The sequence below is a fragment of the Paenibacillus suaedae genome (genome assembly GCF_032337355.1).
Lineage (GTDB): Bacteria > Bacillota > Bacilli > Paenibacillales > Paenibacillaceae > Paenibacillus_B > Paenibacillus_B suaedae.
Map to the genome: position 1 here is coordinate 61,268 of NZ_JAVYAA010000009.1, position 25,640 is coordinate 86,907.

Consider the following 25,640-nt stretch of genomic DNA (forward strand, 5'->3'; position numbering starts at 1 on the left):
CTTGCCTTCAAACCAAATACCTACTTTCTATAACCCTTTATAACTTTAATGGAGACGAACTTTTACGTTCACACGTATCCATTTACCCGAAAACCCATTCATGCAATCAAAAGAAAAAGAAGGCCGAAGCCGAAGCTTACGACCTTCTTTATATTCGACAGCATTTAGCGGATTTCCTTCTTCAGTACATCAACCGCCTTATGGAGCTGTGCATCGTTCTTCGGATCCCGCATCGCCTTAACAATCGCCTGCTCAAGCTGTTCTGCCGTCTTCGCATCAACCTTGCCCGTGACGGTCAGTTTGGATGCTTGCTGGAACTCCTTAATGGCTGCCTCAGTCTCCTTGGAGAAATAGCCATCCTTACGACCTGGCTTGTAACCAAGTCCATCAAGCATAATCTGAACATTCTTGACATTCGCATCATTCATATCAAATGCGAGCATCTTATCCTTCGGAACAGGAGCGACATAATAGAAGTCAGGCTGCTGAACCGCAATATCCGGCTCGATGCCCTTCTGATGAATCCAATTGCCTTGCGGCGTTAACCACTTCGCAATTGTAATCTTGATCAGACCGCCATCTCCAGAATTATAGCTCGTCTGTACTGTTCCCTTGCCGAATGTATGCTCACCGATGAGTTTCGCTCCAGCAGATTCCTTCAACGCGCTTGCCATAATTTCAGAAGCACTGGCGCTGCCCTTATTCGTCAGCATCGTGACGGGATATGGCTTCAGCTTCGCAGTCCCCTTAGACAAGTAGCTGCTGCGCTCTTTGTTCCGATCCTCCACTTGAACAATGGACTTGCCTTCTGGAACGAACAGCTCTGTCATCTTCTGCACAATATCGAGCACCCCGCCCGGATTGTTACGCACATCGATAACAAGCCCCTTCATTCCCTGCTTCTCCAGCTTCTCAAGCTCTTCCTTGAAACGATCGAACGTATTCAATGAGAATTGACGAATCTCAATATAGCCAATGCTTCCATCCAGCATCTTCGGATATACAGTCTCCATGTCTACTTCATCTCGCACAACGATGAGCTCAAGTGGAACTGTTTGCCCTGCCCGCTTGATAAGTATTTTAGCCTTCGTACCCTTCGGGCCGCGGATTTTCGCTACTGCCTCGTTTAGGTTTTTGCCCTCCAGACTCTCGCCATTTACGGAAATCAGCACGTCCTTCGGCTTGACGCCAGCCTTCTCAGCAGGAGATCCCTTAATCGGCGATACTACCGTCACTTCGCCATTCTCCATCGTCACTTCCGCGCCAATCCCAGTAAAAGCACCTTCAATGCTATGGTTGAATTGCTCCGCTTCTTCTTTCTCCATAAAGGAGGAGTAAGGATCATTAAGCGCGGCGATCATGCCATGAACTGCGCCATTTACAATCTTGTTGCGCTCAACGGCGGTAACGTATTTATTCTCGATAATGCCTAACGCCGAGTTCAGCTTCTGCATCTCGCTCGCTGATAAACCATTGCCTGTCGATGCAGCTTGTCCACCACTCGCAAATATCGGCAAGTCCATCACTGTAAACGTTAAGGCACTGCCTGTCAGCATAGCCGCTCCGACGAGCAGAGCGACGGTTCGCCCTTTGAATGACATCGAATCACCGCCTTTGTCTTCCCTATGTTCCCTACGCTTACTCAGTCAACATTTCATCTTAGTATATGTCGAAACTGCCATTTTTATTTCAAATATGGTTCTGGATCAACGCGTTCTCCATCCACGCGAACCTCAAAGTGGAGGTGGTTGCCTGTTGCACGGCCTGTTGCTCCTACCTCTGCAATCTTGTCGCCACGTGAAACTTGGTCACCCTTCGATACTTTAATTCCACCGTTGCGGATATGTCCATACAGGGACCAAACGCCATTTCCATGATCGATGACGACACAGTTGCCGTATCCAGACCACCATTCTGCAATCAGAACTGTACCTGATTCAGCAGCATAGATATCTGTACCTCCCGGAGTGGCCATATCGAGACCGCTATGGAACGCTCCTTGTTTCCCAGTAATCGGATCCGTGCGCGAACCGAATCGTGAAGAGATATAATAATCATCATGAAGAGGAACTGCAAATTTGCCGCCCGAGTACACTGAGTTCGACGAGTTCGAATTGCTTCTTGGCTTCGCCTTCGGCTTTGGCTTTTCCTTCGGCTTCATCAGCTCATTCTTCTTACGGAGCAGCTCGGCACGCTTCTTCGCAAACTCAACGAGCAGTCTGTCCTGCTCCTCACTCGCGTCATCTGACTCGTCAATTTGCTTATTATAGCTTGCAATCATGACTTCTTTTTCTTTTTCCTTCAGCATTAAGTCCTTCTTCGCATTATCGAGCTTCGCATACAGCAATTTTACTTGCTTCAGGTTCGTCTCGATCTCCTGCTTCTTCTGGACAACAAGCTGCTTGTCACGCTTCTGCTCCGCCAATATTTCCTTATCTTGTTCAGCGATCGATTGCAATGAATCGAATCGATCCAGGAAATCAGAGAAGCTTGTCGCACTAAACAATACATCTATGTAGGACACGACGCCGTTCGTATACATCAATCGCACACGCGTATCCAGCAAATCCTCACGTTCATCAATTCGTTTGTTGACCTTCTGCAGTTCATCTGCTGCCTCAGCCAAATTTAATTCTGTTTCATCTATTTGATGAGCGACATTCGCCATCTCATTAGCTTTCTTATCAATCTCAGACAGAAGGTAGTCCATATCCTTCTGCGTCTTCCCAAGCAACTTTGTTGCTTCGGCCTTCATGGATTTCGCTTCTTGCTGCTTATTCTCCGCTTGACGCATCTCGCTCTGAAGCTGCTTCAACTGTTGATTGACCTTGTCCAACTCAGATGCTTGTCCCGTTGAAGGCGGCGCCATCGAGAAGAGAATTGCAAAGCTTGCGATTAACATAATCCACTTCTTCAATCCAGTACTCCGTTTCAATCCGGTTCCTCCTATCTTCCCCGATTCGGGCCTGTCGTTCACGTTCTGCATATCGTCGATGCTATACTTTCAAAAATTTACGAATGGATATCGTACTTCCCCACGCACCAATCAAAATGCCTAGTCCCACTAGAGTGCTGCCAACAAGCAGCCACGCATCCTGCAGTGGAATAAGCTTGACCATCTGCAAGCCCAGCTCAAAATTTGTCACGAGCTGCTGATATCCGTAAAATAGCAGTCCAACGGTAATCAGTGACCCTACAATGCCTAATAGAGCCCCCTCGACGAAGAACGGTCCTCGGATGAAGGAATTGGTTGCCCCAACAAGCTTCATAATGCTAAGCTCTCGCTGACGAGCCATAATCGTAACTTTAATCGTATTCGAAATAAGGAACATCGCTGTCACGGCTAGGCCGGCTACAATAACAAGGCCGAAGTTACGTACGGTTGCCGTTACCTTCAGCAAGGTATCGACCGTTCCTTTCCCGTAATTGACCTTCCACAGCGGCTTCGCGCTATTCGTATCATTAATGGCACTAATCTTCTTCGCGACTATGCCAATCGTTGCTGGATCGTATACTTCAACCGTGAAGGAATCCGGAAGCGGATTGGTATCCTTCGTATACCCGTTAAGCAGTTCCTTGCCATCTTCACCCAAGTTCTTCTCCAGCAGCTTCATGCCCTCTTCCTTGGAGATCGGGATAACCTTGCTTACCTCTGACATATTGCCAATATCTGTAGCGACTAGTTCTTTCTGCTCTTGTGTTGCATCAAGCTTCAAATAGACTCGAATTTGAACCTTGTTATCAATTTGCTTCGTCATCTCGTTTACATTCAACGACAATAACATAAACACACCTAATATAAACAACGAGATCACTATCGTACTAATCGATGCGAAAGACATCCATCCATTGCGGAAAATACTCTTGCTTCCTTCTCTGACATGGCGGGAAAGTGAATTAAAAATCATAGCCGTATTCCCCCCGTGCCTCGTCACGAACAATAAGTCCCTGCTCGATCGCAATAACCCGCTTGCGCATCGAGTTGACGATATCCTTGTTATGAGTAGCCATGACAATCGTCGTGCCGCGGAAATTAATTTCCTCAAGCAGCTTCATAATTCCCCATGATGTCTCTGGATCGAGGTTCCCCGTTGGCTCGTCAGCTACAATGACTGATGGATTATTCACGATTGCCCTTGCAATCGCGATTCGCTGCTGTTCTCCCCCAGACAGTTGTGCCGGCAGACTGCTCATCTTATGCTTTAATCCAACCAGTTCCAGCACCTCAGGCACACGGCGCTTAATGACCTTCTTCGGCGCTTCGATAACTTCCATCGCGAAGGCAACATTCTCATAAGCAGTCAGCTTCGGCAAAAGCCGAAAGTCCTGGAACACGACACCGATATTGCGCCGAACGAACGGAATCTTGCGCTGCTTCAGCTTGCCGATATTGAATCCACTTACGAAAATTTGCCCCTTCGTAGGCACTTCTTCTCTATAGATCAATTTCATGAATGTCGATTTTCCCGCTCCCGACGGTCCAACCAAATAGACGAATTCGTCCTTATCAATTTGGACGGATATGCCGCGCAATGCGTGAGAGCCGTCTTGATACGTTTTCCATACATCTTGCATTTCTATCAAATGATCACACCCTAAGTTTAAAAGATCAGCTAATATACATTCGACATAAGTACTCTAAATCCTTTAAAAGAAAGGAAATTTCAACATCTTTTTACGCATACCACCACATTCGGCTATCATTCAGCGTTCTATAGCAGCTAACGCCGTCGGAAGCAGTTCGGCCCTTGCTGTAGTCCTCCCCTCCAACCAGCTAACGCAATTGTTCCCGTGTTCTCTATACTCAACGAGTCAAGTTTGCTATGCAAGTCGCATATAGTATGAAAATGAATAAATCAAATCTTCTCGTCCTTAGGCTTGCTTCAACCAAGGACGCTCTTCTTCATTTTTTCATAAGCAGGAGGCTATTGCAGTGAAAAAAATCCATGCACTATTTATAACCGTTGCCTCGCTCTTGTTGGTAGGTACTGCGGTATGGGGCTTGGCTCACAGCTATGCTTCACAGCCGACAATCCCTCCCAACGTACATCTGTCCACTTGGAATATCGGCTCTCTATCCATGGACGCCTTCCGCGAGCAATTAAAAGCAAAAATTAAGCAGTTGGAGCAAACGCCATTCGAATTCTCCTTCGACGACACGAACGTTGAACCAGTCAAAACTACACTTGCTGATCTCGGCGTTACATATGATGCTGAGCCTATTTTACGCGCACTCGACAAGATGAAGGAAGGCTCTCTCTGGGAACGAATTCAAGCACGCTACTATTTCCCGACATCGTGGACACTTCAATTCCGCTGGAATAAGGACGTGTGGACGAAGCGCTTGACGCCAGACTGGGAGGAAAATACATTCGGCAAGCCCGTAAATGCACAGCGGGAAATCACGAAAGACGACAACATACGCTATACAGCCGAAAAAACGGTTCTTCGCATCGACCGATTACAGCTAGAACAACTCATCCGCACCTCCATCCCACACACGTGGAATGAAGGGCAATCCATTGCACTACAGGTACCACTACAAAAAACAGCCCCACCAGTCACGATAGCATCGCTGAAAGCGGAGGGGATTGAACGAAAGATTATTGAGTTCTCAACCAGCTTCGTGCAAGCCAGTGACGGGCGCACCCATAATGTCAACGCAGCTGCCCAGACCATTCATGACATGGTGCTGAAGCCTGGTGAGGTTTTCGACTATGATAAAGTCATTGCTGAAACGGAAAAGAAATACGGCTTCAAGGAAGCTCCCGTCATCTTCAACGGCAAGCTTGTGCCCGGCATTGGCGGCGGCATCTGCCAAGTATCGAGTACCCTATACAATGCAGTGCTTCGCACTGGGCTGGAAATCGTCGAGCGACGCAATCATTCATTACCTGTCTCTTACTTGCCAATTGGGTTAGATGCCACCTTCTCTCAGGGCTATATTAATTTCCGCTTCAAAAACACAACCGGCAAGCATCTTATTATTCGAACTGCTGCTGAGGACGATCGGCTCATTATTAAATTTTTCGGCACAATGGATAAGGATGTATCCTATCGGATGGAGACCAAAACCTTGAAAGTACTGGAGCCAACGATTAAATATGTGAAAAATCCAAATCTCCCTATCGGCAGCCACGAGACAATCCAGAAGGGGAAACAGGGCTATACGGTAGAGTCATACCGGATCAAGCTCGTTAACGGCAAAGAGGTCGAACGCAAAAAAATGTTTGTAGATACGTACAGACCACAGCCGACACTTATAGCCGTCAATACAGGCGGATCGGATCAGTCTTCTTCGAAAAAGGATCAAAACCCGATTTTAGAGGATGGTGTCAACGGGCCAGTATTCAACGATTAGCTAACTGGGGAAATATGTTGAGGTTTAATCGTAAGAGCCCTCCTTCAGCCAATGATGAGGAGGGCTCTTACTCGTGTAAGCATAAAACTATATTGCGGCAAACCAATGATGGACGTAAATCAATCACCATCTATGCAGAAGTAGAAAATGCGGTGAGGCATCGGTCAAGCGCCACGTCCTCCTATAGAATGAAGTTGGATCCGGATGCAAGGCGAGATCATCAATCTACGCCGCCGTACCCAGCATTGAAAGGAGCTTCTCCCTTCCGAGGTACAGAACATTGCATTACGCATCCCGCTTCGTTCGCTGCTGCGGCATATCTGTAAGCTGATTGACAGATACGATGTCATGCCGTTTTTTGCGTGGTGGTGTCCAAAACTGTTCATTTCCTGGCAAGTCATCGAACCAAGCAGCTTCATCGGGACAATCAAGCTCCATGAACGCGCCATAATTGCCCTCTCTTGATTGATGATACTTTAGAAAAGCCTTTCCGTTCTCAATCGCCAAAATTTCAATTTTGCCTGATGTATGACTCATGGATAACCTGACCCGCTTACCAAGACCTGAGGTCTTCGCCTTGGCTGCTTCAACGAGTTGGTACGCTTCCTTTAGTGGGAGGACGAATTCACTATTGCCAGCAACCGGCCGGTTAATAAAGAAATAATACGGGGTTACCCCTGCCCATGACAGCTTATCTAGCAGTTCTCCGAGTACATCCGCATCATCATTAATCCCCCGCAATACCGGCGTCTGATTGACTACGATAGCTCCAGCTTCGTGCAGTGCTTGGAATCCGCGCTTCGCTTCTTCTGTAATTTCTCGTGGATGATTAATATGGGCCATCACATAAATCCGGTGGTCAGGTGTTGAAAATTCACGAATCGTCTCCAGCAATAACTCATCTTCATAAATCCGCATCGGATTGAAAACGGGCAGCTTGGAGCCTAATCGAATAATCTTAACATGAGGGATATCGCGCAGACGTTGTAAAATCATGCGCAGCTTCGGGGTGGCTAGAATCAGACTGTCTCCGCCGGTAAGCAGGACATTGTTGATCTCGGGATGTTCGGCAATGTAAGTGAGTCCGGGATTCACATCGGACATAGCTTCTTTGACATCGTTGCGGAATAGTCGCTTACGGAAGCAGTATCGGCAATAGGCGCCGCATACTTCCGATACAATTAATAATGCGGTGGATGAATACTTATGCTGGCAGCCAGGGACTACGTAGTTTGTGTCCTCGTCTGAGGCGTCCCATCGTCCGTACTCTTTCAGTTCCCCGGTATTCGGGATAACAAGCTTCCGAATCGGGTCATTGGGGTCGTCCCAATCAATGAGGTTCAAATAATAATCGTTGACGCGGAATACAAATTTCTCGGTAATCTGCTTGAGCCGTTTCCTTTCCGTCTCGGGCAACTGTGTGACCTTGTCGATATCGGTGACGTACTTCGGCTGAGGCATTAGCATTCCTCCTTCTGAAGTTTGATTGTGCATATGCACATTGTTAATTATACACTTGTTTACATATTCAGGCAATGGAAGGGGTGAAGCCTACGAAGCGAAACCTGCCTCCAAATGCAAAAAAGCACAAGCGCGTCAGCGCCTCACAGGACGCTATTAACGCGCAGTGCTCTCGATAAGTTGAATTGCATGGTTTCATGTCGATGCTGAATACTATCGCTAATCCCTTCCAACAGAAATCAGCCTACCGTCAACTCCTATGCTAGCTTGATCCCACCGTTGGCTTCAATCCAGAGCGCCTTCTGTGCCAATGCTTGTTCTGCCCGCCCAATGGCGGCCTCCACCTGCACCGTTGCTGTTCCGCCGTATACGTTGCGTGCATTGACAACCTGCTCAGGTTGAAGGACAGCATAGATACGATCATCGAACAGCTCAGAGAACTGCTTGAACTCCTCCAAGGTTAGATCAAGCAGGTATTTGTTCTGTTCAATACAGTACAGCACCGTCTTGCCGATAACTTCATGCGCCTGACGGAATGGCAGTCCCTTGCCAACGAGGAAATCTGCAATGTCAGTTGCGTTGGAGAAGTCCTGACGCACTGCCTCCCGCATGCGGCTGCGATTCACCTTCATCGTAGCGATCATCGGTGCAAATAGGCGCAGTGCACCGTCCAGCGTATGCACAGTGTCGAACATGCCTTCCTTGTCTTCCTGCATATCCTTGTTATAGGCTAGGGGCAGTGCCTTGAGTACCGTCAGCATGCCTACGAGATTACCGTATACCCGCCCTGTCTTTCCGCGGACTAGTTCCGCGACGTCTGGGTTTTTCTTCTGCGGCATAATACTGGAACCCGTGCAGAATGCATCGTCCAGCTCCACGAATTGAAATTCAGTGCTCGACCAGAGCACAAGCTCCTCACACAAGCGGGATAAGTGCATCATAATCAGGGAAGCGTTCGACAGGAACTCCACGATGAAATCCCGATCGCTCACTGCATCAAGACTGTTCTCATATACGCGGCTGAAGCCAAGCTGCTTCGCGGTGTAATGACGATCAATCGCAAATGTCGTCCCCGCGAGCGCACCCGCTCCAAGTGGAAGCATATCAATGCGCTTATAGCTGTCCGTCAAACGCTCGATATCGCGCTCGAACATTGCGACATACGCCATCAAGTGATGGGCGAATAGAATCGGCTGTGCACGCTGCAAATGCGTATAGCCAGGTACGATTGTCTCTACGTTCTCCTTCGCCTGCGCAATAAGTGCTTCCTGCAGCTGCACAAGCAGCTCAACAAAGGTCACCACACGCTTGCGTAAGTACAAGTGCATATCGGTCGCCACTTGGTCGTTGCGGCTGCGTCCAGTGTGCAGCTTGCCGCCAACCGGGCCAACAAGCTCAATGAGCGCTTTTTCAATATTCATATGAATGTCCTCATCGGATACGGAGTAATCCATCTCCCCGCGGCGGATCATACTCGCGACCTGATGAAGTCCATCCGTTATCTGATCTACATCCTCCTGCGGCAATATACCGCAAGCCCCCAGCATCGCCACGTGAGCAAGGCTGCCCTGTATATCCTCTTCTGCCATTGCTTTATCGAATGTAATCGAAGCTGTATATTGTTCAACGAGTTGATCCGTCTGTTTCGTAAACCGGCCGCCCCATAGTTTGCTCACGATGCTCTCCCCTTCCTGTGTTACACGCCTGCTTCTTGCAAGGAAGCCCCATGAACCTTCGTACCATGCACGCCGGCAGCGACCTTAAGACGCAAAGCGTTCAAATGAATAAAGCCTGTTGCATCATTTTGATCGTATGCCTGAGATGGGTCTGCCTCCATCGTTGCGATATCTGGATTGTATAGACTCACCGGACTCTGTACGCCAGCGCCCATCACATTGCCCTTGTACAGCTTAAGCCGCACACTTCCCGTCACATGCTTCTGGCTTTCATTGACGAGTGCTTGAATCGCAAGCCGCTCCGGTGCGAACCAGAACCCGTTGTATACTGCAGCACTGTACTTCGGAATAAGCGAGTCACGGATATGCATTACTTCGCGATCCATCGTCAACGATTCCATGATGCGGTGTGCCGTAAATAGAATCGTACCGCCCGGTGTCTCGTAGACGCCGCGGCTCTTCATGCCAACGAAGCGGTTCTCTACCATATCAACACGACCAATGCCGTGCTTGCCGCCAAGCTCATTCAGTGTCTCCATTACCTGAAGAGGGGAGAGCGCCTCTCCGTTAACCGCAGTACAATTGCCTTGCTCAAATGTTAATTCGATGAGTTCAGACTCATTCGGCGCATCCTCTGGGGAGACACTTAGCACATACATGCCTTTATTTGCATCTGTTGTTGCGTCAAACCATGGATCCTCCAGCATTCCGCTCTCGAAGCTAATGTGGAGCAGATTGCGGTCCATCGAGTATGGTTTTGCCGCAGAAGCCTGCACCGGAATACCATGCTTCTCCGCGTAGGCGATCATCTCAGCGCGTCCTGGGAAGTCAGCGCGGAATTGCTCCGAGCGCCAAGGCGCAATGACTCGAATGTCCGGTGCAAGCGCTGCTGCCGTCAGTTCAAAACGGACTTGGTCATTCCCTTTGCCAGTTGCACCATGCGCAATAGCCGTTGCACCTTCCATACGAGCAATCTCAATCATCCGCTTCGCAATGAGCGGACGCGCAATGCTCGTGCCGAGCAGATATTGCCCTTCATACAGCGCACCTGCCTGGAACATCGGGAAAATGAAATCCTTCGCAAACTCTGCGCGCAAATCGTCAATGTAGACTTTGGATGCACCTGTTGCGATTGCCTTTTCTTCAAGGCCGTCCAGTTCTTCCTTCTGTCCAATGTCCGCGGTAAACGTAATAATCTCTGCGTCATAGGTTTCCTTTAGCCATGTTAGAATGACGGATGTATCTAAGCCGCCTGAATAGGCCAGCACAATTTTGTTCTTTGCCACGATGACTCCCCCGTTCAATATGCTTCAAATGCTGTAGAGGTTACGCTCCCATCAAGGAAGCCATAATCGCCTTCTGCGCATGCAGACGATTCTCCGCTTGATCGAAAATAACAGAGTGGCCTCCATCAATAACACCTTCACTGACTTCTTCACCACGATGTGCAGGCAAGCAGTGCAGGAATATATAATCAGGCTTCGCATACCGAGCTAATTCTTCATTCACTTGGAAGTTGCGGAATGCTTGCTCACGCTTCAACTGTTCCGCCTCGAACCCCATGCTTGCCCATACGTCTGTATAGACCACATCGGCGTTCGCGATTGCTTCCTTCGGATCACTCGTAATGAGCACTTGAGATCCTGACTGCTGCGCCTGCTCGCGGCTTTGCTTCACAATGCCTTCATCCGGCATATATCCTTCGGGCGATGCGACAGCGACATGCATCCCCAGCTTGCTTGCTCCCATCAGCAGTGAATTCGCCATATTATTGCCATCCCCGATATAGGCCAGCTTCAAGCCTTGCAGCGTTCCTTTTTTCTCATATATCGTCTGGAAATCGGCCAGCGCTTGGCATGGATGATTCATATCCGTCAATCCATTAATAACCGGTATGGTAGCGCCGCGCGCCAAATCTATGACCGTGCGATGGGCAAACGTTCGGATCATAATGCCATCCACGTAGCGAGACAGCACCTGGGCAGTATCCCATATTGGCTCCCCGCGGCCAATTTGCAGATCATTTTTACTCAAAAACAATGCCTGGCCGCCGAGCTGGTACATCCCTACTTCGAACGATACACGCGTGCGGGTGGATGACTTCTCGAAGATCATGCCGAGTGTCTTCCCCTTCAGCGGCTGATACACCTCGCCTGCCTTCTGCTTCCGCTTCAGCTCAATCGCGAGATCGATCAAATATTGCAATTCTTCCATTGTATAGTCAGCGAGCGCAATAAAATCGCGTCCGCGCAAATCAATTGTAGATGCTGTTGTTGCCATCAAGGCCACCTCCGTATATAGTCGCTGTCTTCCCATCCGATCTGTGCACACGCTCCGATTGCCATCTATGCCGTAGCAACAACCTCTGAACGCTTCACTAATACATCGTGGATAATTGCCACAGCCTCTTCGATTTCTTCGTCAGTTACGAACAGATTCGGAAGCAAACGAATCACATTCGGACCAGCGCTAATGAATAGCAAGCCTGCCTGCTGTGCCTCCTTAATCACATCCGCCACAGGTTCCGCGCACTCGATACCAACAAGAAGCCCGAGACCTCGTATATCCTTCACTAGCGGTACATCGCTCAACTTCACCCGCAGCGCGTTAAGCAAGGTCGTCCCCTTCTCCGCCGCCCGCTGCGCAGCCTTCTCTTCCAGCATCGTCTCCAATGTGCCTACTACAGCTGACATCGCGAGCGGGTTGCCGCCGAAGGTCGAGCCATGTGTGCCCGGACTGAACGCTGCCCGCAGATATTCCTGCGCTAGCATAGCTCCTACTGGGAAGCCGCTCCCGAGCCCCTTGGCCACGGTAAAGACATCAGGCTGAAGGCCGTAATGCTCATGTGCGAACAATGCTCCTGTACGCCCCATTCCCGTTTGTACTTCATCCACGATGAGAAGAAGCCCGTGCTCCTTGCACAATGCAGCTACTTCTTGAGCGAATGATGCCTTGATCGGGAAGACACCACCTTCTGCCTGCACGATTTCAAGCATAATCGCTGCGGTATTGTCCGTTATCGCAGCTTTCAGCGCTTCACTATCGTTAAACGGTACATAACGGAATCCTGCTGGCAGCGGAGCGAATCCATCCTTCACCTTGTCTTGACCAGTTGCTGTCAGCGTCGCCAAAGTGCGGCCATGGAAGGATTGATGAAACGTAATAATTTCCGACCGCCCTGTCTTAGCAACTGCTGTATGATAGCGTCGCGCCAGCTTAATAGCTGCCTCGTTCGCTTCCGCTCCACTATTGCAGAAGAATACAGCATCTGCACATGTATTCGCGGTCAGCAGTTCCGCCGCTTGCTCCTGCTGTGGGATATGGAAGAGATTCGAAGCGTGCCATAACGTATTTAGCTGTTCTTGTACACGCGCCTTGACCCTCTCCGGCACATGTCCCAAGTTCGTTACGGCTATGCCGCTCATGAAATCCAAGTAGCATTTCCCCTCATTGTCCCATACGCGGCTCCCTTGCCCCTTGACCAGTGCAATTGGATAGCGGGCATACGTTGGGAACAAAGCGCTAGCTTCCTTCCCAGCATCTATATTCTTCGTCATCGTCTCCACCCCTTCGTTCAGTCTGTTACTCTGTTCACAGCCTCTCAGCTGCTGCATTCTTCCATCTAAAAGATCCAACCTTCAATTTATTCCATGTCTTAATAGGTCATCTATGACCTAACAATTCGAGTTCCGATCGCTTCCCCGGCCATCAATCGGCGCAGCACATCAGGTTCAGATCCGTCAGCAATAACAACCTCCTGCACGCCGCCCTCCAGACATTTCATTGCAGCCTGCACCTTCGGGATCATCCCTCCGTAAATATCGCCACTCTCGATCATCGCCTCAACTTCCTCAGTCGTCACAACGGGAAGTACAACTTTCTCTTCTGGGCCGTTCCTCATAATGCCGGGTACATCCGTTATCACAATAAGCTGCTCCGATCCGAGATAAGCCGCTACAGCACCTGCTGCAGTATCAGCATTGATGTTATAGCGTTGGCCTGCACGATCCAGACCAACTGGCGCAATGACTGGCATGTGATTCAAGTCGACTAATCCAGCTAGCAAGGATGCATTGACATGGGTCACATCTCCGACAAAGCCTACTTGTGCCGCGTTAGGTACCGGCTCCGCCTGAATGAGTCCACCATCTGTTCCCGACAGCCCAATCGCCTTAGCCCCTACTTGTGTGAGGCGCCGTACGATTTGCTTGTTAATCTGTCCGGCAAGGATCATTTCGACGACGTCAAGCACGGCTTCATCGGTCTTACGAAGCCCGCCGATGAATTCGGACTTGATGCCGAGCTTATCCAGCATGCCTGATATCGCAGGTCCACCCCCATGGACGATTACAGGAACTATACCGTCCTCCTGAAGCTGATGAAGCTGTTCATAGAACGAATTCGGCAATGCTGCCAAGGTGCTTCCTCCGCACTTCATGACGAACAGCTTTACAGCTGTAGCCGCCGATGACTGCTCTATGCCCTGAGTTTCTGTCGTTGCCATACTCCGACGCCGCTCCTTCCCACTCTTGCTTTACACCGCTTAATGAAACTTTACACTTGCTTGCAGCTTATCTAGCCTCTCCGATGTCTCTCTCTGATTTCCTATCCCAATACTGTGCGCAAAAAGAAATCCGCTGCTCGTAGCGCTGCTGTTGCTATGTCACTGCAGTCCAGTTACTGCAACAGATCACGACCTCCATTTGCCTCGCTCTATGTTCGGTACGCCGCATTGATGCGCACGTAATCATAAGTTAAGTCACAACCCCATGCCTTGGATTCGCCAGCTCCCATATGTAAATCAACGTGGAAGATGACTGTATCTCCCTTCAAATAGGCAAGCGCCGCCTCTTCATCAAATGCAACCGGTGTTGACTGCTGAAGCACAGTGATTGGCCCCATATGAATATCCACCGTATCGGGATTAACCGGCTGCCCCGCATAACCCACAGCTGCTATAACCCGGCCCCAGTTCGCATCTGCACCAAATACAGCTGATTTCACAAGACTTGATCCAACAATCGACTTGGCAATCGCAGATGCCGCCTCATCTGATACAGCTCCAGTGACACGCACCTCAATCAGCTTCGTCGCTCCTTCTCCATCGCGAGCGATTGCTTTAGCCAGCTGTTCACACACATAGTGGAATGCTGCTGCGAACGCTTGCCATGCTTCATGCTGCTCATGGAGAGGTTCATTGCCTGCCATGCCGCTCGCCAGTGCGATAAGCATATCGTTCGTGCTCGTATCTCCATCCACCGTTATCATATTGAATGTCTTGTTCGTTGTGGAACGAAGTAAACCTGCCAGTGCCTCTTGACCGATTGATGCATCGGTCGTTACGAACCCAAGCATCGTAGCCATGTTCGGATGAATCATTCCCGAGCCCTTGGCGCACCCCGCAACCGTAACTTGCTTGCCATCGACCATAACGACCGCACATGCTTCCTTCTTCACCAGATCTGTTGTCAAAATCGCTTGTGAGAACTGCTCCGCACCTTCTCCAAGCTCAGTCAACTTCGTAGGAAGCTCCACGATCCCTCTCTCCACGCAATCCATCTTCAGCGGCTCGCCGATGACGCCTGTGGATGCAACAGCCACGTAATGCGGTGCAATGCCAAGCTGCTCTGCAAATGCACTGCGCATCCGGTAAGCATCCGCTTCCCCTTGCTTGCCTGTGCATGCATTGGCATTTCCACTGTTCACAATAATGGCTTGCAGCTTGCCCTCTTCCTTCAAACTAGCACGCGTTACGGCAAGCGGCGCCGCTTGGAATACGTTCGTTGTGTACACAGCAGCTGCTGTAGCAGGCACATCGCATACGATAGCTCCCAAATCATTGCGTTCGGATTTCTTCAAGCCGCAATACAGCCCGCTGGCCAGAAATCCATGAGGTGTTGTAACTGATCCATCGATAATGTTAAATAATTGCGTCTCTGTGCTCAGAGCTTGCGTTTGCATCCCTATCAACCTTCTTCTTTATCAAAGTCGTACATCTTTTTCATTGGATAGCTTCATGCTATCCGTATTTATGTTCACGTTATGGGTACACTGGTGTGAGCATCAACCCCGTCGCCTCGCCCCATCCCATCATATGATTCAAATTCTGTATCGCTTGGCCTGCCGCGCCCTTGACGACATTGTCGATAACGGAAATAATCGTTACCCGCTTTGTTCTCCGATCTACGGCAAAACCGATATCACAAAAGTTCGATCCGAACACTTCCTTCGTTGCCGGCCACTGTCCTTGTGGACGAATGCGAACGAATCTCCGTCCTGCATAATACTCTTGATAGAGGGATATAAAGTCCTCTTCGATATATGTCCCTGCAAGCGTCGCATACATTGTGCACATAATGCCCCGAGTCATCGGCGCCAAGTGCGTGGTGAACGTCACCGTTACTGGCTGCTGTGCAACCTCGCTAAGAACCTGCTCGATTTCCGGGATATGCTGATGCTTGTTAACTTTGTAGGCCTTGAAGTTTTCATTAATCTCCGCATAATGAACGCCTAAGTTTACGCCTCGACCAGCTCCGGATACGCCGGATTTCGCGTCAATAATGAGACTGTCAGGTTGAATCCATCCTGCTTGCAGTGCTGGAATGAGTCCGAGCAGCGTTGCCGTTGGGTAGCAGCCTGGATTGGAAATGAACTTACGCCCTTCTGCATATCCACGTTCTGGGTACAACTCACACAAGCCGTACTTGGCTTCCGCTAGCCACTCTTCCGGTGGAGCAGCGTGCTTATACCATGTCGTATAAAGCTCGCCATCCTTAATGCGGAAGTCCCCGGACAAATCGATAACAGCGAGTCCTGCCTCCAGCAGCTTCGGCACCAGCTGTCCGCTCACGCCGGAAGGAGTTGCTGTAAACACAACGTCTGCCTTCCTTCGCATCTCTTCCACATCCACCCCGTCCAACGTATCGCACATCACTTCATGCAAATGCGGATATCCGTCTGCAATGGGTGCTCCTGCGCTCGATGCTGAAATGACTGATGTGATCGTGACATTCGGATGATTCAATAACAGCCGGATAAGTTCGACACCGCCGTAGCCAGTGGAACCAACAATGGCTACTCGTACATGCTTCTCTTGATTCATTCCACTCTCTCCATTCCTCACTACTCTCGTATAAGCTCCTGAACGTATGCTTCGTTGTGATCGGTATAAACTCTGAGGTATTGCTACTGCCCTGAAATAACTGACACGTATAGGAAAATGATTCCTCATGAATAATATGTATCATTATACGACCGTATTTATATAAATACAATGACTTTTCCATGAAATTTCATTTTCTTTACGAAAAAGATAAAAGGGTGGATCATGATACTAAGGGGAGATATCGCCCAAAAACCCATGCTACATAGGGATAGCGGAGATAAATGATCTGACTTTACAATGAGGATAACTTGAACGCAAATCAAAAAAACGCAGCCCCCTCTACATACATGCGGGGCATGATATGCAGAGTAGAACTGCGTTTTATGAATAAAATCGAAGAGCTTATGCAACGAATGAATATCTTGTAGGCCTTATTAGGCATAAGTGTGACTTGCTCTTCTTGCTCTTTTTACGCTTGCACCTTGAATCCCTCGCCTAATACCTCATTCGTATCACTAATAATGACAAATGCCTGCGGATCCACAGAGCGGACGATCGCCTTCAGCTTATATACTTCGCTCTGACCGACGACGACCATGAGCACAGTGCGTCCTTCGCCCGTGTAGCCGCCTTCGCCCTGCAGCTTCGTCAATCCGCGATCGAGATCATGCAGAATCGTATCCGTAATTTTATCGGCTTCATCACTAATAATGAATGCAACCTTCGTATAACCCAAGCCTACCTGGACCACATCGATCGTCTTGCTCGTGACGAACAAAGCGATGAGTGCATACATGGCGTTTTCAAAGGAAAGCATGAATCCGGCAAGCAAAATGATAACCCCGTCACAAATCGCGACGGACAGTGCAATATTGATTTTACCGAAAGTACTCAGCAACTGTGCCGTAATGGCATTGCCTCCGGTAGAGCCACGACCGCGGAATACGATACCTAGACCCAAGCCAATCCCTATTCCACCGAAAATAGCCGCAAGCAGCGGATTATCCGTAGCAGGCCCTAAATGTTGTGTGAGATAGATAAAGGTCGGCAAGGAAACGGAACCTACAAGTGTCCGAATCCCGAACTGCTTGCCTAGCAAGCATACCCCTAAAATGAAGAGCGGTATATTGAATGCATACTGCGTAATTGCAGGGTTCCACCCAAATTGACTCTCCAGCAAGATGGATAGACCCGAAATGCCCCCTGAAGCGATCTTGTTCGGCAGCATTAATGTATTGAACGTAAGCGCCATAATAAAGGCTCCAAGGAAAAGCAGGGCGTAATCCATTACTGCCCGCATGGGATGATCATATGGAAGCAGTAAGCCATTGTTGTTACGCCGAGGTTTCCTCGATTGAGAAATAGATGAATCCGATGTATGGGGCATAATGTCTCTCCTTCATAATACACAGTATGGTATTGCAGCGTATGGTAACGTGGTACTCGGTGGTGTCCACAATTCTTAGCAGTGCTTCCGTTTTGCCGGCGTTGAACCATTTGGCGTTGTTTCAATACTTGGCAGTGCCGTAGTACTTAGCGGAGTCACACTACTTCACAGTATCCCGGAACTCCACGGTGTCGCATTACTTGGCAAGAAATCTGAATCCTGTGCCATGAACCTATCTTATTATGTGCACTCTCTAGCATGGTAAAGCATTCAAGCACAACAAAAAACCTGCCCCGATCAAAGATCGGCGCAGGTTTTCGCAGTCGGTACCAACATATTTATGCTTCAGATGATGGTTGAATTAAGGTTCTCAAGTACGCGTCAATAAACGTATCCAAGTCGCCGTCCATCACGGCGCCGACATTTCCGGTTTCCACCTGCGTCCGGTGGTCCTTGACCATGCTGTACGGATGGAATACATAGGAGCGAATTTGGCTTCCCCATGCGATTTCCATCTGATCACCACGGATTTCTGCTAACTGCTTCTGTTGTTCCTCAATCTTGCGCTCATACAACTTGGAACGAAGATGAGTCATGGCACGCTCACGGTTCTTGATCTGCGAACGCTCCGTCTGACATGTCACGACGATGCCCGTTGGAATATGGGTAATCCGAACAGCAGAATCCGTCGTATTGATGTGCTGACCACCCGCACCGCTCGCACGGTAGGTATCAACTTTCAAATCCTCTGTACGGATTTCAATTTCCGCGTCGTCTGTAATCTCAGGCACGACGTCGCAGGATACAAATGAAGTATGTCTGCGGCCAGAGGAATCAAATGGCGAGATACGAACGAGACGATGCACACCCTTCTCCGTCTTCAAATAACCGTAAGCGTTATATCCTTTAACAAGCAGCGTCACGCTCTTAATGCCTGCTTCGTCGCCTGGCAGATAATCCAGTACTTCGACCTTGAAGCCGCGCTTCTCTGCCCAGCGTGTATACATGCGCAGAAGCATTTGGCCCCAGTCTTGAGACTCGGTACCGCCTGCACCTGGATGCAGCTCCAAAATGGCGTTCATTTTATCATAAGGCTCGCTCAGCAGAAGCTGAAGCTCGAAATTCTCAATACTAGCCAAGAGTTGTTCAACATTCGCTGTCAGTTCCTCAGCTAGTGATTCATCGTCTTCTTCCTCTGCCAGCTCGAGCATCATTTCATTGTCGTCATAATCCTGCTTCAGCTTCCCATACTGGTCAACAATGCTCTTGATTGCATTCATCTCGGAGATAAGTCCTTGCGCTTTGTCATTGTCATCCCAGAAGTCCGGTGCAGCCATCTTCTCCTCGAAGTTGGCAATCATCTCTTGCTTCAGATCGAAGTCAAAGAGACCCCCTAAGGTTTGTAAGTTTAGCTGCGATGCTGCGCATATTGTGACGTACACTTGCGTCGATCATCATAATACCACCTCGGCAAAATTGGTTAGGAAGGGAGCAGTGTCGCTTCCTTCTCCCGAACAACGGGCGGCTATACGGCCGCCCGTTCGGGTCTATCATGTGGAGAGCTGCGCATTGGCCTCTATCCACCATGAATATGCTGTTTATTACTGTCTATGCAGCGGTGTATATCCGATGCAAGAGTATTCATGACTATAATCGGCATAAAACTCGTTCAGCCAATTAGTCTTGCTTACCGTGACATTGCTTATATTTCTTGCCGCTTCCGCAAGGGCACTGGTCGTTGCGGCCAACCACTTCGCCCTTTACAACAGGACGCTTCTCAGCAGGTTCTGCATTCGTAGACATCTTGCTCTCTTCTATGACAGCTTGACGTTCTACATTCTGCTCTACTTGAGCCTTCATAATGTATGTGGACACTTCTTCTTGGATAGAAGCTACCATGCTGTTGAACATTTCGTAGCCCTCGAATTGGTATTCACGCAGCGGATCCGTACCGCCGTACGCACGAAGGTGAATCCCTTGACGCAGATGATCCATCGCATCGATATGATCCATCCACTTGGAGTCTACGGCACGAAGCACGACAACCTTCTCAAATTCACGCACAAGTTCTGGCCCGATGCGCTCTTCGCGTTCTGTATATTTCTCCATAACCTTGCTGAACAGGAATTCCGTAATTTCTTCTTTTTCCTTGCCCCACAGGTCATCCTTCGTAATTGTACCCTCGTCAAGCATTTGACGATGCATGTAGTTCACGACTTCGTCCAGATCCCAGTTCTCTGGGATATCATCTTCATTACAGTGCGCATCTACGACGCGCTCGATGCATGGCTTGATCATATCCAACACGATTTGGCGGATATTCTCGGAATCAAGCACTTCAAAGCGCTGCTTGTAGATGATACCTCGCTGTTGGTTCATAACGTCATCATACTGAAGGACGACTTTACGCAAGTCGAAGTTGTTGCCTTCTACTCGCTTCTGTGCAGATTCCACAGCACGCGTAATCAGCTTGGACTCGATAGGCTGATCCTCTTCAAATCCAAGACGCTCCATCATGCCAAGCACGTTATCCGCACCGAAACGACGCATCAATTCGTCTTCCAAGGACAGATAGAACTGCGAGGAACCTGGATCGCCCTGACGTCCAGCACGTCCACGAAGCTGGTTATCGATACGACGGCTCTCATGGCGCTCCGTACCGATAATGTGCAAGCCGCCTGTTTCCTGTACGCCTTCACCCAAGATAATGTCCGTACCGCGACCCGCCATGTTCGTGGCGATAGTTACTTGGTTCGGTTGACCTGCGCTAGAAATGATATTCGCTTCCTCCGCATGGTACTTCGCATTCAAGACTTGGTGCTTCACACCCTTGCGGCGGAGCATGTCAGACAAGCGCTCCGAGTTCTCGATCGACACCGTACCAACCAAGACTGGCTGGCCATTTTTGTGGCGCTTCACGATTTCCTCTACAACCGCGTTATATTTCGCATTTTCCGACTTATAGACGACATCCGGAATGTCTTTACGTTGGTTCGGCTTATTCGTCGGCACTTGGATAACTTCCAAGCCGTAAATGCTCTTAAATTCTTCTTCCTCTGTCTTCGCAGTACCCGTCATACCGGCAAGCTTGCGATACATACGGAAGTAGTTCTGGAATGTAATTGTTGCGAGCGTCATGCTCTCATTTTGCACCTCAAGGCCTTCTTTCGCCTCGATTGCTTGGTGCAAGCCGTCGCTATAGCGACGGCCAGCCATCATACGGCCTGTGAATTCGTCGACAATAACAATCTCGCCGTCATTTACGACATAGTCAACATCCAGACGCATAATCGCGTGAGCCTTCAACGCTTGTTGGATATGGTGATTCAATGTTACGTTCTTCACATCGAACAGGTTCTCCACGCCGAGTGCTTTCTCCGCCTTAGCCACACCTGCTTCTGTAAGTGCAACTTGACGCGTCTTCACATCAATCGTGTAGTCCTCTTCACCTTTCAAGCGGCTAACGAACCGGTCTGCAACGAAGTACAGCTCTGTCGACTTAGCAGCTTGTCCAGAAATGATAAGCGGCGTACGCGCTTCGTCAACGAGGATGGAGTCCACTTCATCAATGATTGCGAAATTCAGTGGACGCTGAACCATTTGCTCTTTATAAAGCACCATGTTGTCACGCAGATAGTCGAACCCATACTCGTTGTTCGTACCATACGTAATATCGCACGCATATGCTTCCTGCTTCATGTTGTGGTCCATACCAGAGAGGTTCAAACCAACTGTCATCCCCAGGAAATTGTATACTTGAGCCATAATCTCGCTGTCGCGGGATGCCAAGTAATCGTTGACGGTAACGACGTGAACGCCTTTCCCTTCCAACGCATTCAAATATACAGGAAGTGTTCCGACGAGTGTCTTACCTTCCCCTGTCTTCATCTCAGCGATCTTGCCTTCATGAAGCACCATACCACCGAGCAGCTGTACATCATAATGACGCATGCCCAGCGTACGCTTTGCAGCTTCACGCACTGTAGCAAATGCTTCTGGCAAGAGCTGATCCAATGTGTCGCCCTTTGCAAGACGCTCACGGAATTCCACCGTCTTCGATTGTAATTGTTCATCGGATAATTTCTCGAATTCGGGTTCCAGACCGTTAATAACCTCAACCGTCTTCAAGAGCCGCTTAACTTCGCGTTCGTTGGCATCGCCGAATATTTTCTTTACAAGTCCTAGCATGCTTAACCCCTTTCACGCAAATCCGATCGTGATTTTATGGCCGTTCTCTATCCTTCATTCAAGCTTCTACACAAGAACGGTAACATCGACTCGTTTTGCAATAAATTGTAACAGTTTCAACAGGGTCCCGCAACCGCCGCTGGGCATGTTTTCGGCGATCTTTCATCACATTTTCACACGAATGTAGCGGCATACCGTGGGCTATCCTGCTTCCAGCAACAAAAAGAAAATTTACACTATATTAATAGAAGGTATTTGAAAATGAGGTACAAATCGCACCTTCTGAAAACTCGTACTATTATATATACGTGAAAAGAGCCCATTCCGTTGTGGAAATAGGCTCAGTCCTTTTTTGGTAATCGGGTGAGCTCTCTGCCCTACATGGCAGCTGAGAACTCAATGTGCCCGTTCTTAGCCTTGTTCAATCAATCCGTAACGGCCGTCATCACGGCGATATACAACATTGACTTCCTTGCTCTCCGCATTCGAGAATACGAAGAAGTTATGGCCAATCATATTCATCTGCAGGATTGCTTCTTCTACGTCCATCGGCTTCAGTGTGAATCGCTTCGTCCGTACGACTTCCAGCTCATCCTCTTCCTCCACCGCAACTGGTGCTGCTGTAGACTGTTCACGGAACAGCTGCTCTGCCGCCGCACCAACCTGACGGAACTTGCGGTTGGCTTTCGTTTTATGCTTGCGGATCTGCCGTTCCAACTTGTCTACGACGCCATCGATCGATGCATACATGTCCTTGCTTCGATGTTCGGCCCGCAGCAGCAAACCCGTTAATGGAATTGTTACTTCAATACTGTGTACATCCTTAATGACGCTGAGTGTAACGTTAGCGCCTGAAGCAGGGGGAGTTTCAAAATACCGTTCCAGTCGGCTCAATTTCTTCTCGACATAGTCAAGCAGTGCGTCTGTGACTTCAATGTTCTGACCTCGAACTTTATATTCCATATAGCACTCCTCCTTTGGATACCTTTATTATACCATAGCTATGATGGAGGAATCAAAAAAACGGTTACAATCCGTTTACAATTCCGTATCTTTATTTACCCTTATCCTCAGGTTATAAAACGGCTTACATGTTTGTCGATGAGCTGGAATCAGAACTCCGGGATAGTTCAAGAAAAACTAAAAACCCCTGGCATCAAGCCAGGGGTGTGTAGCTAATCGGAATCATATATAATTCGACTCACGTCGGTATGATTACAGTTTGATTACGTTAGCCGCTTGTGGACCGCGAGCGCCTTCCACGATATCGAATTCTACGGATTGACCTTCTTCCAAAGTCTTGAAACCGTCAGTTTGGATAGCGGAGAAGTGTACGAATACGTCGTTGCCTTCTGCAGTTTCGATGAAGCCATAACCTTTTTCAGCGTTGAACCATTTTACTTTACCTTGCATGTCGATAACATTCCCTTCATCTTCAAATGCCGTGGAGTTTTTACCCTCCACAAGTTTGACTATATCACCGGATGGAAGCGTTGTCAACGAGGAAAGGGATATTTTTCTTATTACTTTTTCTACTTATAATTTTGCTACTTTTTTTGTGGTCACGTATGCTTCTATAAAGAAAGAGATGATTCTTTGTGTGCCCATGGGGATTTGGGCATGAAAGAGCACAGATTGCCGACCGCGTATTTAATGTTCTCGCGATCTCCGACTTTCTTTGCCAACAAATAAAGTTTTAAATAATATTCATAATTTCCTTTTTTTTGAATTGCCTGAATTAAATAATGATAGCTATCCCCGTAGTCCCCTAACTCGTTCAATAAATCTGCAGCTAGCGAGAAAACCGCAGCCTGATCCACTGACTTTTCTGGCTCACACAGCACATTAAGCGCCAACTCTGTAAATTGAAACTTATGGAGCTGAGAGGCCAGTTCAAATCTAAGCATCGGAATTTTTACGTTATCGATTAATCCCTCAATGGCATCGAAATTGCGAAGCATCAACAGATCGTAACACAAGTCACTAAAACATACTCTGACTTCTTCATTTATATCGAGTTTGGAACAATCCTCTCCATTGATTACTTTACGGAAAAATGAATTGTCCTTCTGTCGTAAATTGAAGTTTTTTTCGAAATTTCTGTAAAACAATTCATCTCTTGTAACCACAGCTAAATACAAAACATCACGGAAGCTAGTAGCAGATATGTTTTCTGTATGTAGCCATATTTTTTTAGCCTCATCTAAATCACCATTTACTTGCAGCTTCCATGCCTTAACTTCACAGTCTAATTCACTGTCAACATGATTTATATATTCCACAAAAAGCGGATTTCTTAGCTGATATAATGCTAACAACAGAACGTTTGCTTGTTCGGAAGTTGTATAGACTGCCAACAGCTGACGAAGCATATCGTTAGGCTCGGACATAAGAAACATATCCAACCATATTTTTAAAGAAGCCACATGAATCGGGTTTAATTTTATACTATCCACAATATGTTGTTGCGCCTTTTCTTTTTCACCCAATTCCAGATAAATTTGCGCCAAATAAGCATGGGCCATATACGAGCCTACACCTTCTACGGAAGTGAAGAGATGATTTTGAACTTCCCCTAACTCCAAACATGTAAGAAAGCTTCGCTCTGCATCTTTAAAATACTTCATTTCATAATATATACTGCCCTGATAAAATCTGAAGTCTGTGTATTCTGGATGTAGGGCAATAGAGTCATTTATTATTTGAATAGCATCATTGTATCTCTTCTGTATAGTCAAGCACTGTACTAAATTAATGATTAATTTATGTGAAAACACAAAATTAGCGCCTGAAGAATAGGCTATTTTATAGGCCTCTATTGCTTTATCCAATTGACCAACTAATTTGTATTGAGTTCCCAAGTTAAAATAATTGAATGCAGAAGGATCCCGCTTTACCTCCTTCTCCAAAATCCCCATATTTCGCATATGCTTTTCTTTTTTCTCAATATTTATCTTTGTATATCCGTCATGATTAATATATACAGGCAAGTGCTCACCTTTCGCTCCAACAACTTTTCCGATATCGATCTGTTCATGAAGCGCACCTTCGTACTCAAATCCAACTGCCCGCTTATATAGACGTATAAATGAATGAGTCTCCACGACACCAGCTCGAATAATATTTCTAATTCGAAGGAAATAATAGTCTTCCTCAAGCGGCTCAAGGAGCAATGCTTTGCTGTCGTTGTCTAACCATTCATCTGCATCTAATGATAAAATGTAGTCGCAAGTTGCATACTCCAATGCATAGTTACGTGCAGCAGCAAAATCATTTTCCCACTTATAAGAATAAACACGCGCATCGTGTTGCTCAGCAATTTCAACCGTTCGATCCGTGGAACCAGTGTCAACAATAATTACTTCATCCACAATACCTTTAACACTTTCAAGACACCGAGAAAGTACATGTTCTTCGTTTTTAACGATCATACATAATGAAATAGTTTGATATCGCATATTC

The 25,640-nt window shown here is 48.0% G+C and carries 19 protein-coding genes; 1 reads left to right on the top strand and 18 read right to left on the bottom strand.

The window, feature by feature from the left end; genetic code table 11:
- Window positions 1-164: 164 nt before the first annotated feature.
- From RQP50_RS26525 to ftsE, 4 genes are all read right to left on the bottom strand, one after another.
- Complete coding sequence (locus RQP50_RS26525) at window positions 165-1,601, bottom strand: S41 family peptidase (protein WP_072729027.1); 1,437 nt, start codon at window positions 1,599-1,601, stop codon at window positions 165-167.
- Window positions 1,602-1,684: 83 nt separating this feature from the next.
- Complete coding sequence (locus RQP50_RS26530) at window positions 1,685-2,935, bottom strand: murein hydrolase activator EnvC family protein (RefSeq protein WP_315747225.1); 1,251 nt, start codon at window positions 2,933-2,935, stop codon at window positions 1,685-1,687.
- 61 nt (window positions 2,936-2,996) lie between these two features.
- Entirely contained in the window at window positions 2,997-3,908 is a 912-nt protein-coding gene (gene ftsX, locus RQP50_RS26535; RefSeq protein ID WP_072729028.1) for a permease-like cell division protein FtsX, read from the bottom strand.
- A complete protein-coding gene (gene ftsE, locus RQP50_RS26540) occupies window positions 3,898-4,584 on the bottom strand; it encodes a cell division ATP-binding protein FtsE (RefSeq protein ID WP_021257098.1) in 687 nt (228 codons plus the stop codon). The genes ftsX and ftsE overlap by 11 nt, the downstream gene beginning before the upstream one ends.
- 349 nt (window positions 4,585-4,933) lie before the next feature.
- Here ftsE and RQP50_RS26545 point away from each other — a divergent pair, with 349 nt between their 5' ends.
- A complete protein-coding gene (locus RQP50_RS26545; protein ID WP_315747226.1) occupies window positions 4,934-6,361 on the top strand; it encodes a VanW family protein in 1,428 nt (475 codons plus the stop codon).
- A gap of 285 nt (window positions 6,362-6,646) precedes the next feature.
- On the opposite strand, the gene RQP50_RS26550 is transcribed toward RQP50_RS26545, so the two are convergent.
- The 14 genes from RQP50_RS26550 to RQP50_RS26615 form a co-directional block, all read right to left on the bottom strand.
- Entirely contained in the window at window positions 6,647-7,822 is a 1,176-nt protein-coding gene (locus RQP50_RS26550) for a KamA family radical SAM protein (protein ID WP_072729030.1), read from the bottom strand.
- A 257-nt stretch (window positions 7,823-8,079) separates the two neighbouring features.
- Window positions 8,080-9,498 carry an argininosuccinate lyase gene (argH, locus tag RQP50_RS26555; protein ID WP_315747227.1) on the bottom strand — a complete coding sequence of 473 codons (1,419 nt, stop codon included), beginning with the start codon at window positions 9,496-9,498 and terminating at the stop codon, window positions 8,080-8,082.
- A 20-nt stretch (window positions 9,499-9,518) separates the two neighbouring features.
- Window positions 9,519-10,784 (bottom strand): argininosuccinate synthase, encoded by a 1,266-nt coding sequence (locus RQP50_RS26560; RefSeq protein ID WP_315747228.1) that lies wholly within the window; start codon window positions 10,782-10,784, stop codon window positions 9,519-9,521.
- 40 nt (window positions 10,785-10,824) lie between these two features.
- Window positions 10,825-11,778: an ornithine carbamoyltransferase gene (gene argF / locus RQP50_RS26565; RefSeq protein ID WP_315747229.1), complete on the bottom strand. Its 954-nt coding sequence runs from the start codon at window positions 11,776-11,778 to the stop codon at window positions 10,825-10,827.
- Window positions 11,779-11,843: 65 nt separating this feature from the next.
- Window positions 11,844-13,055 carry an acetylornithine transaminase gene (locus tag RQP50_RS26570; RefSeq protein WP_072729034.1) on the bottom strand — a complete coding sequence of 404 codons (1,212 nt, stop codon included), beginning with the start codon at window positions 13,053-13,055 and terminating at the stop codon, window positions 11,844-11,846.
- Between the two features lie 110 nt (window positions 13,056-13,165).
- Entirely contained in the window at window positions 13,166-14,002 is an 837-nt protein-coding gene (gene argB, locus RQP50_RS26575) for an acetylglutamate kinase (protein ID WP_072729035.1), read from the bottom strand.
- Window positions 14,003-14,211: 209 nt separating this feature from the next.
- Window positions 14,212-15,459 (bottom strand): bifunctional glutamate N-acetyltransferase/amino-acid acetyltransferase ArgJ, encoded by a 1,248-nt coding sequence (argJ, locus tag RQP50_RS26580; RefSeq protein WP_315747230.1) that lies wholly within the window; start codon window positions 15,457-15,459, stop codon window positions 14,212-14,214.
- A 79-nt stretch (window positions 15,460-15,538) separates the two neighbouring features.
- Window positions 15,539-16,600, bottom strand: a complete 1,062-nt coding sequence (gene argC / locus RQP50_RS26585) for an N-acetyl-gamma-glutamyl-phosphate reductase (protein ID WP_174807486.1) — start codon at window positions 16,598-16,600, stop codon at window positions 15,539-15,541.
- Window positions 16,601-17,072: 472 nt separating this feature from the next.
- Window positions 17,073-17,990 carry a YitT family protein gene (locus RQP50_RS26590; protein ID WP_021257108.1) on the bottom strand — a complete coding sequence of 306 codons (918 nt, stop codon included), beginning with the start codon at window positions 17,988-17,990 and terminating at the stop codon, window positions 17,073-17,075.
- Window positions 17,991-18,328: 338 nt separating this feature from the next.
- A protein-coding gene (gene prfB, locus RQP50_RS26595) for a peptide chain release factor 2 (RefSeq protein ID WP_139295337.1) occupies window positions 18,329-19,445 on the bottom strand; the annotation gives its coding sequence in 2 pieces (ribosomal slippage) (window positions 18,329-19,372 and window positions 19,374-19,445; 1,116 coding nt in all).
- Window positions 19,446-19,667: 222 nt separating this feature from the next.
- Window positions 19,668-22,178: a preprotein translocase subunit SecA gene (gene secA / locus RQP50_RS26600; RefSeq protein ID WP_072729038.1), complete on the bottom strand. Its 2,511-nt coding sequence runs from the start codon at window positions 22,176-22,178 to the stop codon at window positions 19,668-19,670.
- 411 nt (window positions 22,179-22,589) lie between these two features.
- Entirely contained in the window at window positions 22,590-23,141 is a 552-nt protein-coding gene (gene hpf / locus RQP50_RS26605; protein ID WP_315747231.1) for a ribosome hibernation-promoting factor, HPF/YfiA family, read from the bottom strand.
- A gap of 252 nt (window positions 23,142-23,393) precedes the next feature.
- Window positions 23,394-23,591: a cold shock domain-containing protein gene (locus RQP50_RS26610; RefSeq protein ID WP_021257113.1), complete on the bottom strand. Its 198-nt coding sequence runs from the start codon at window positions 23,589-23,591 to the stop codon at window positions 23,394-23,396.
- 161 nt (window positions 23,592-23,752) lie between these two features.
- On the bottom strand, window positions 23,753-25,636 hold the full coding sequence (locus RQP50_RS26615; RefSeq protein ID WP_315747232.1) for a tetratricopeptide repeat-containing glycosyltransferase family 2 protein: 1,884 nt from the start codon (window positions 25,634-25,636) through the stop codon (window positions 23,753-23,755).
- Window positions 25,637-25,640 lie beyond the last annotated feature (4 nt).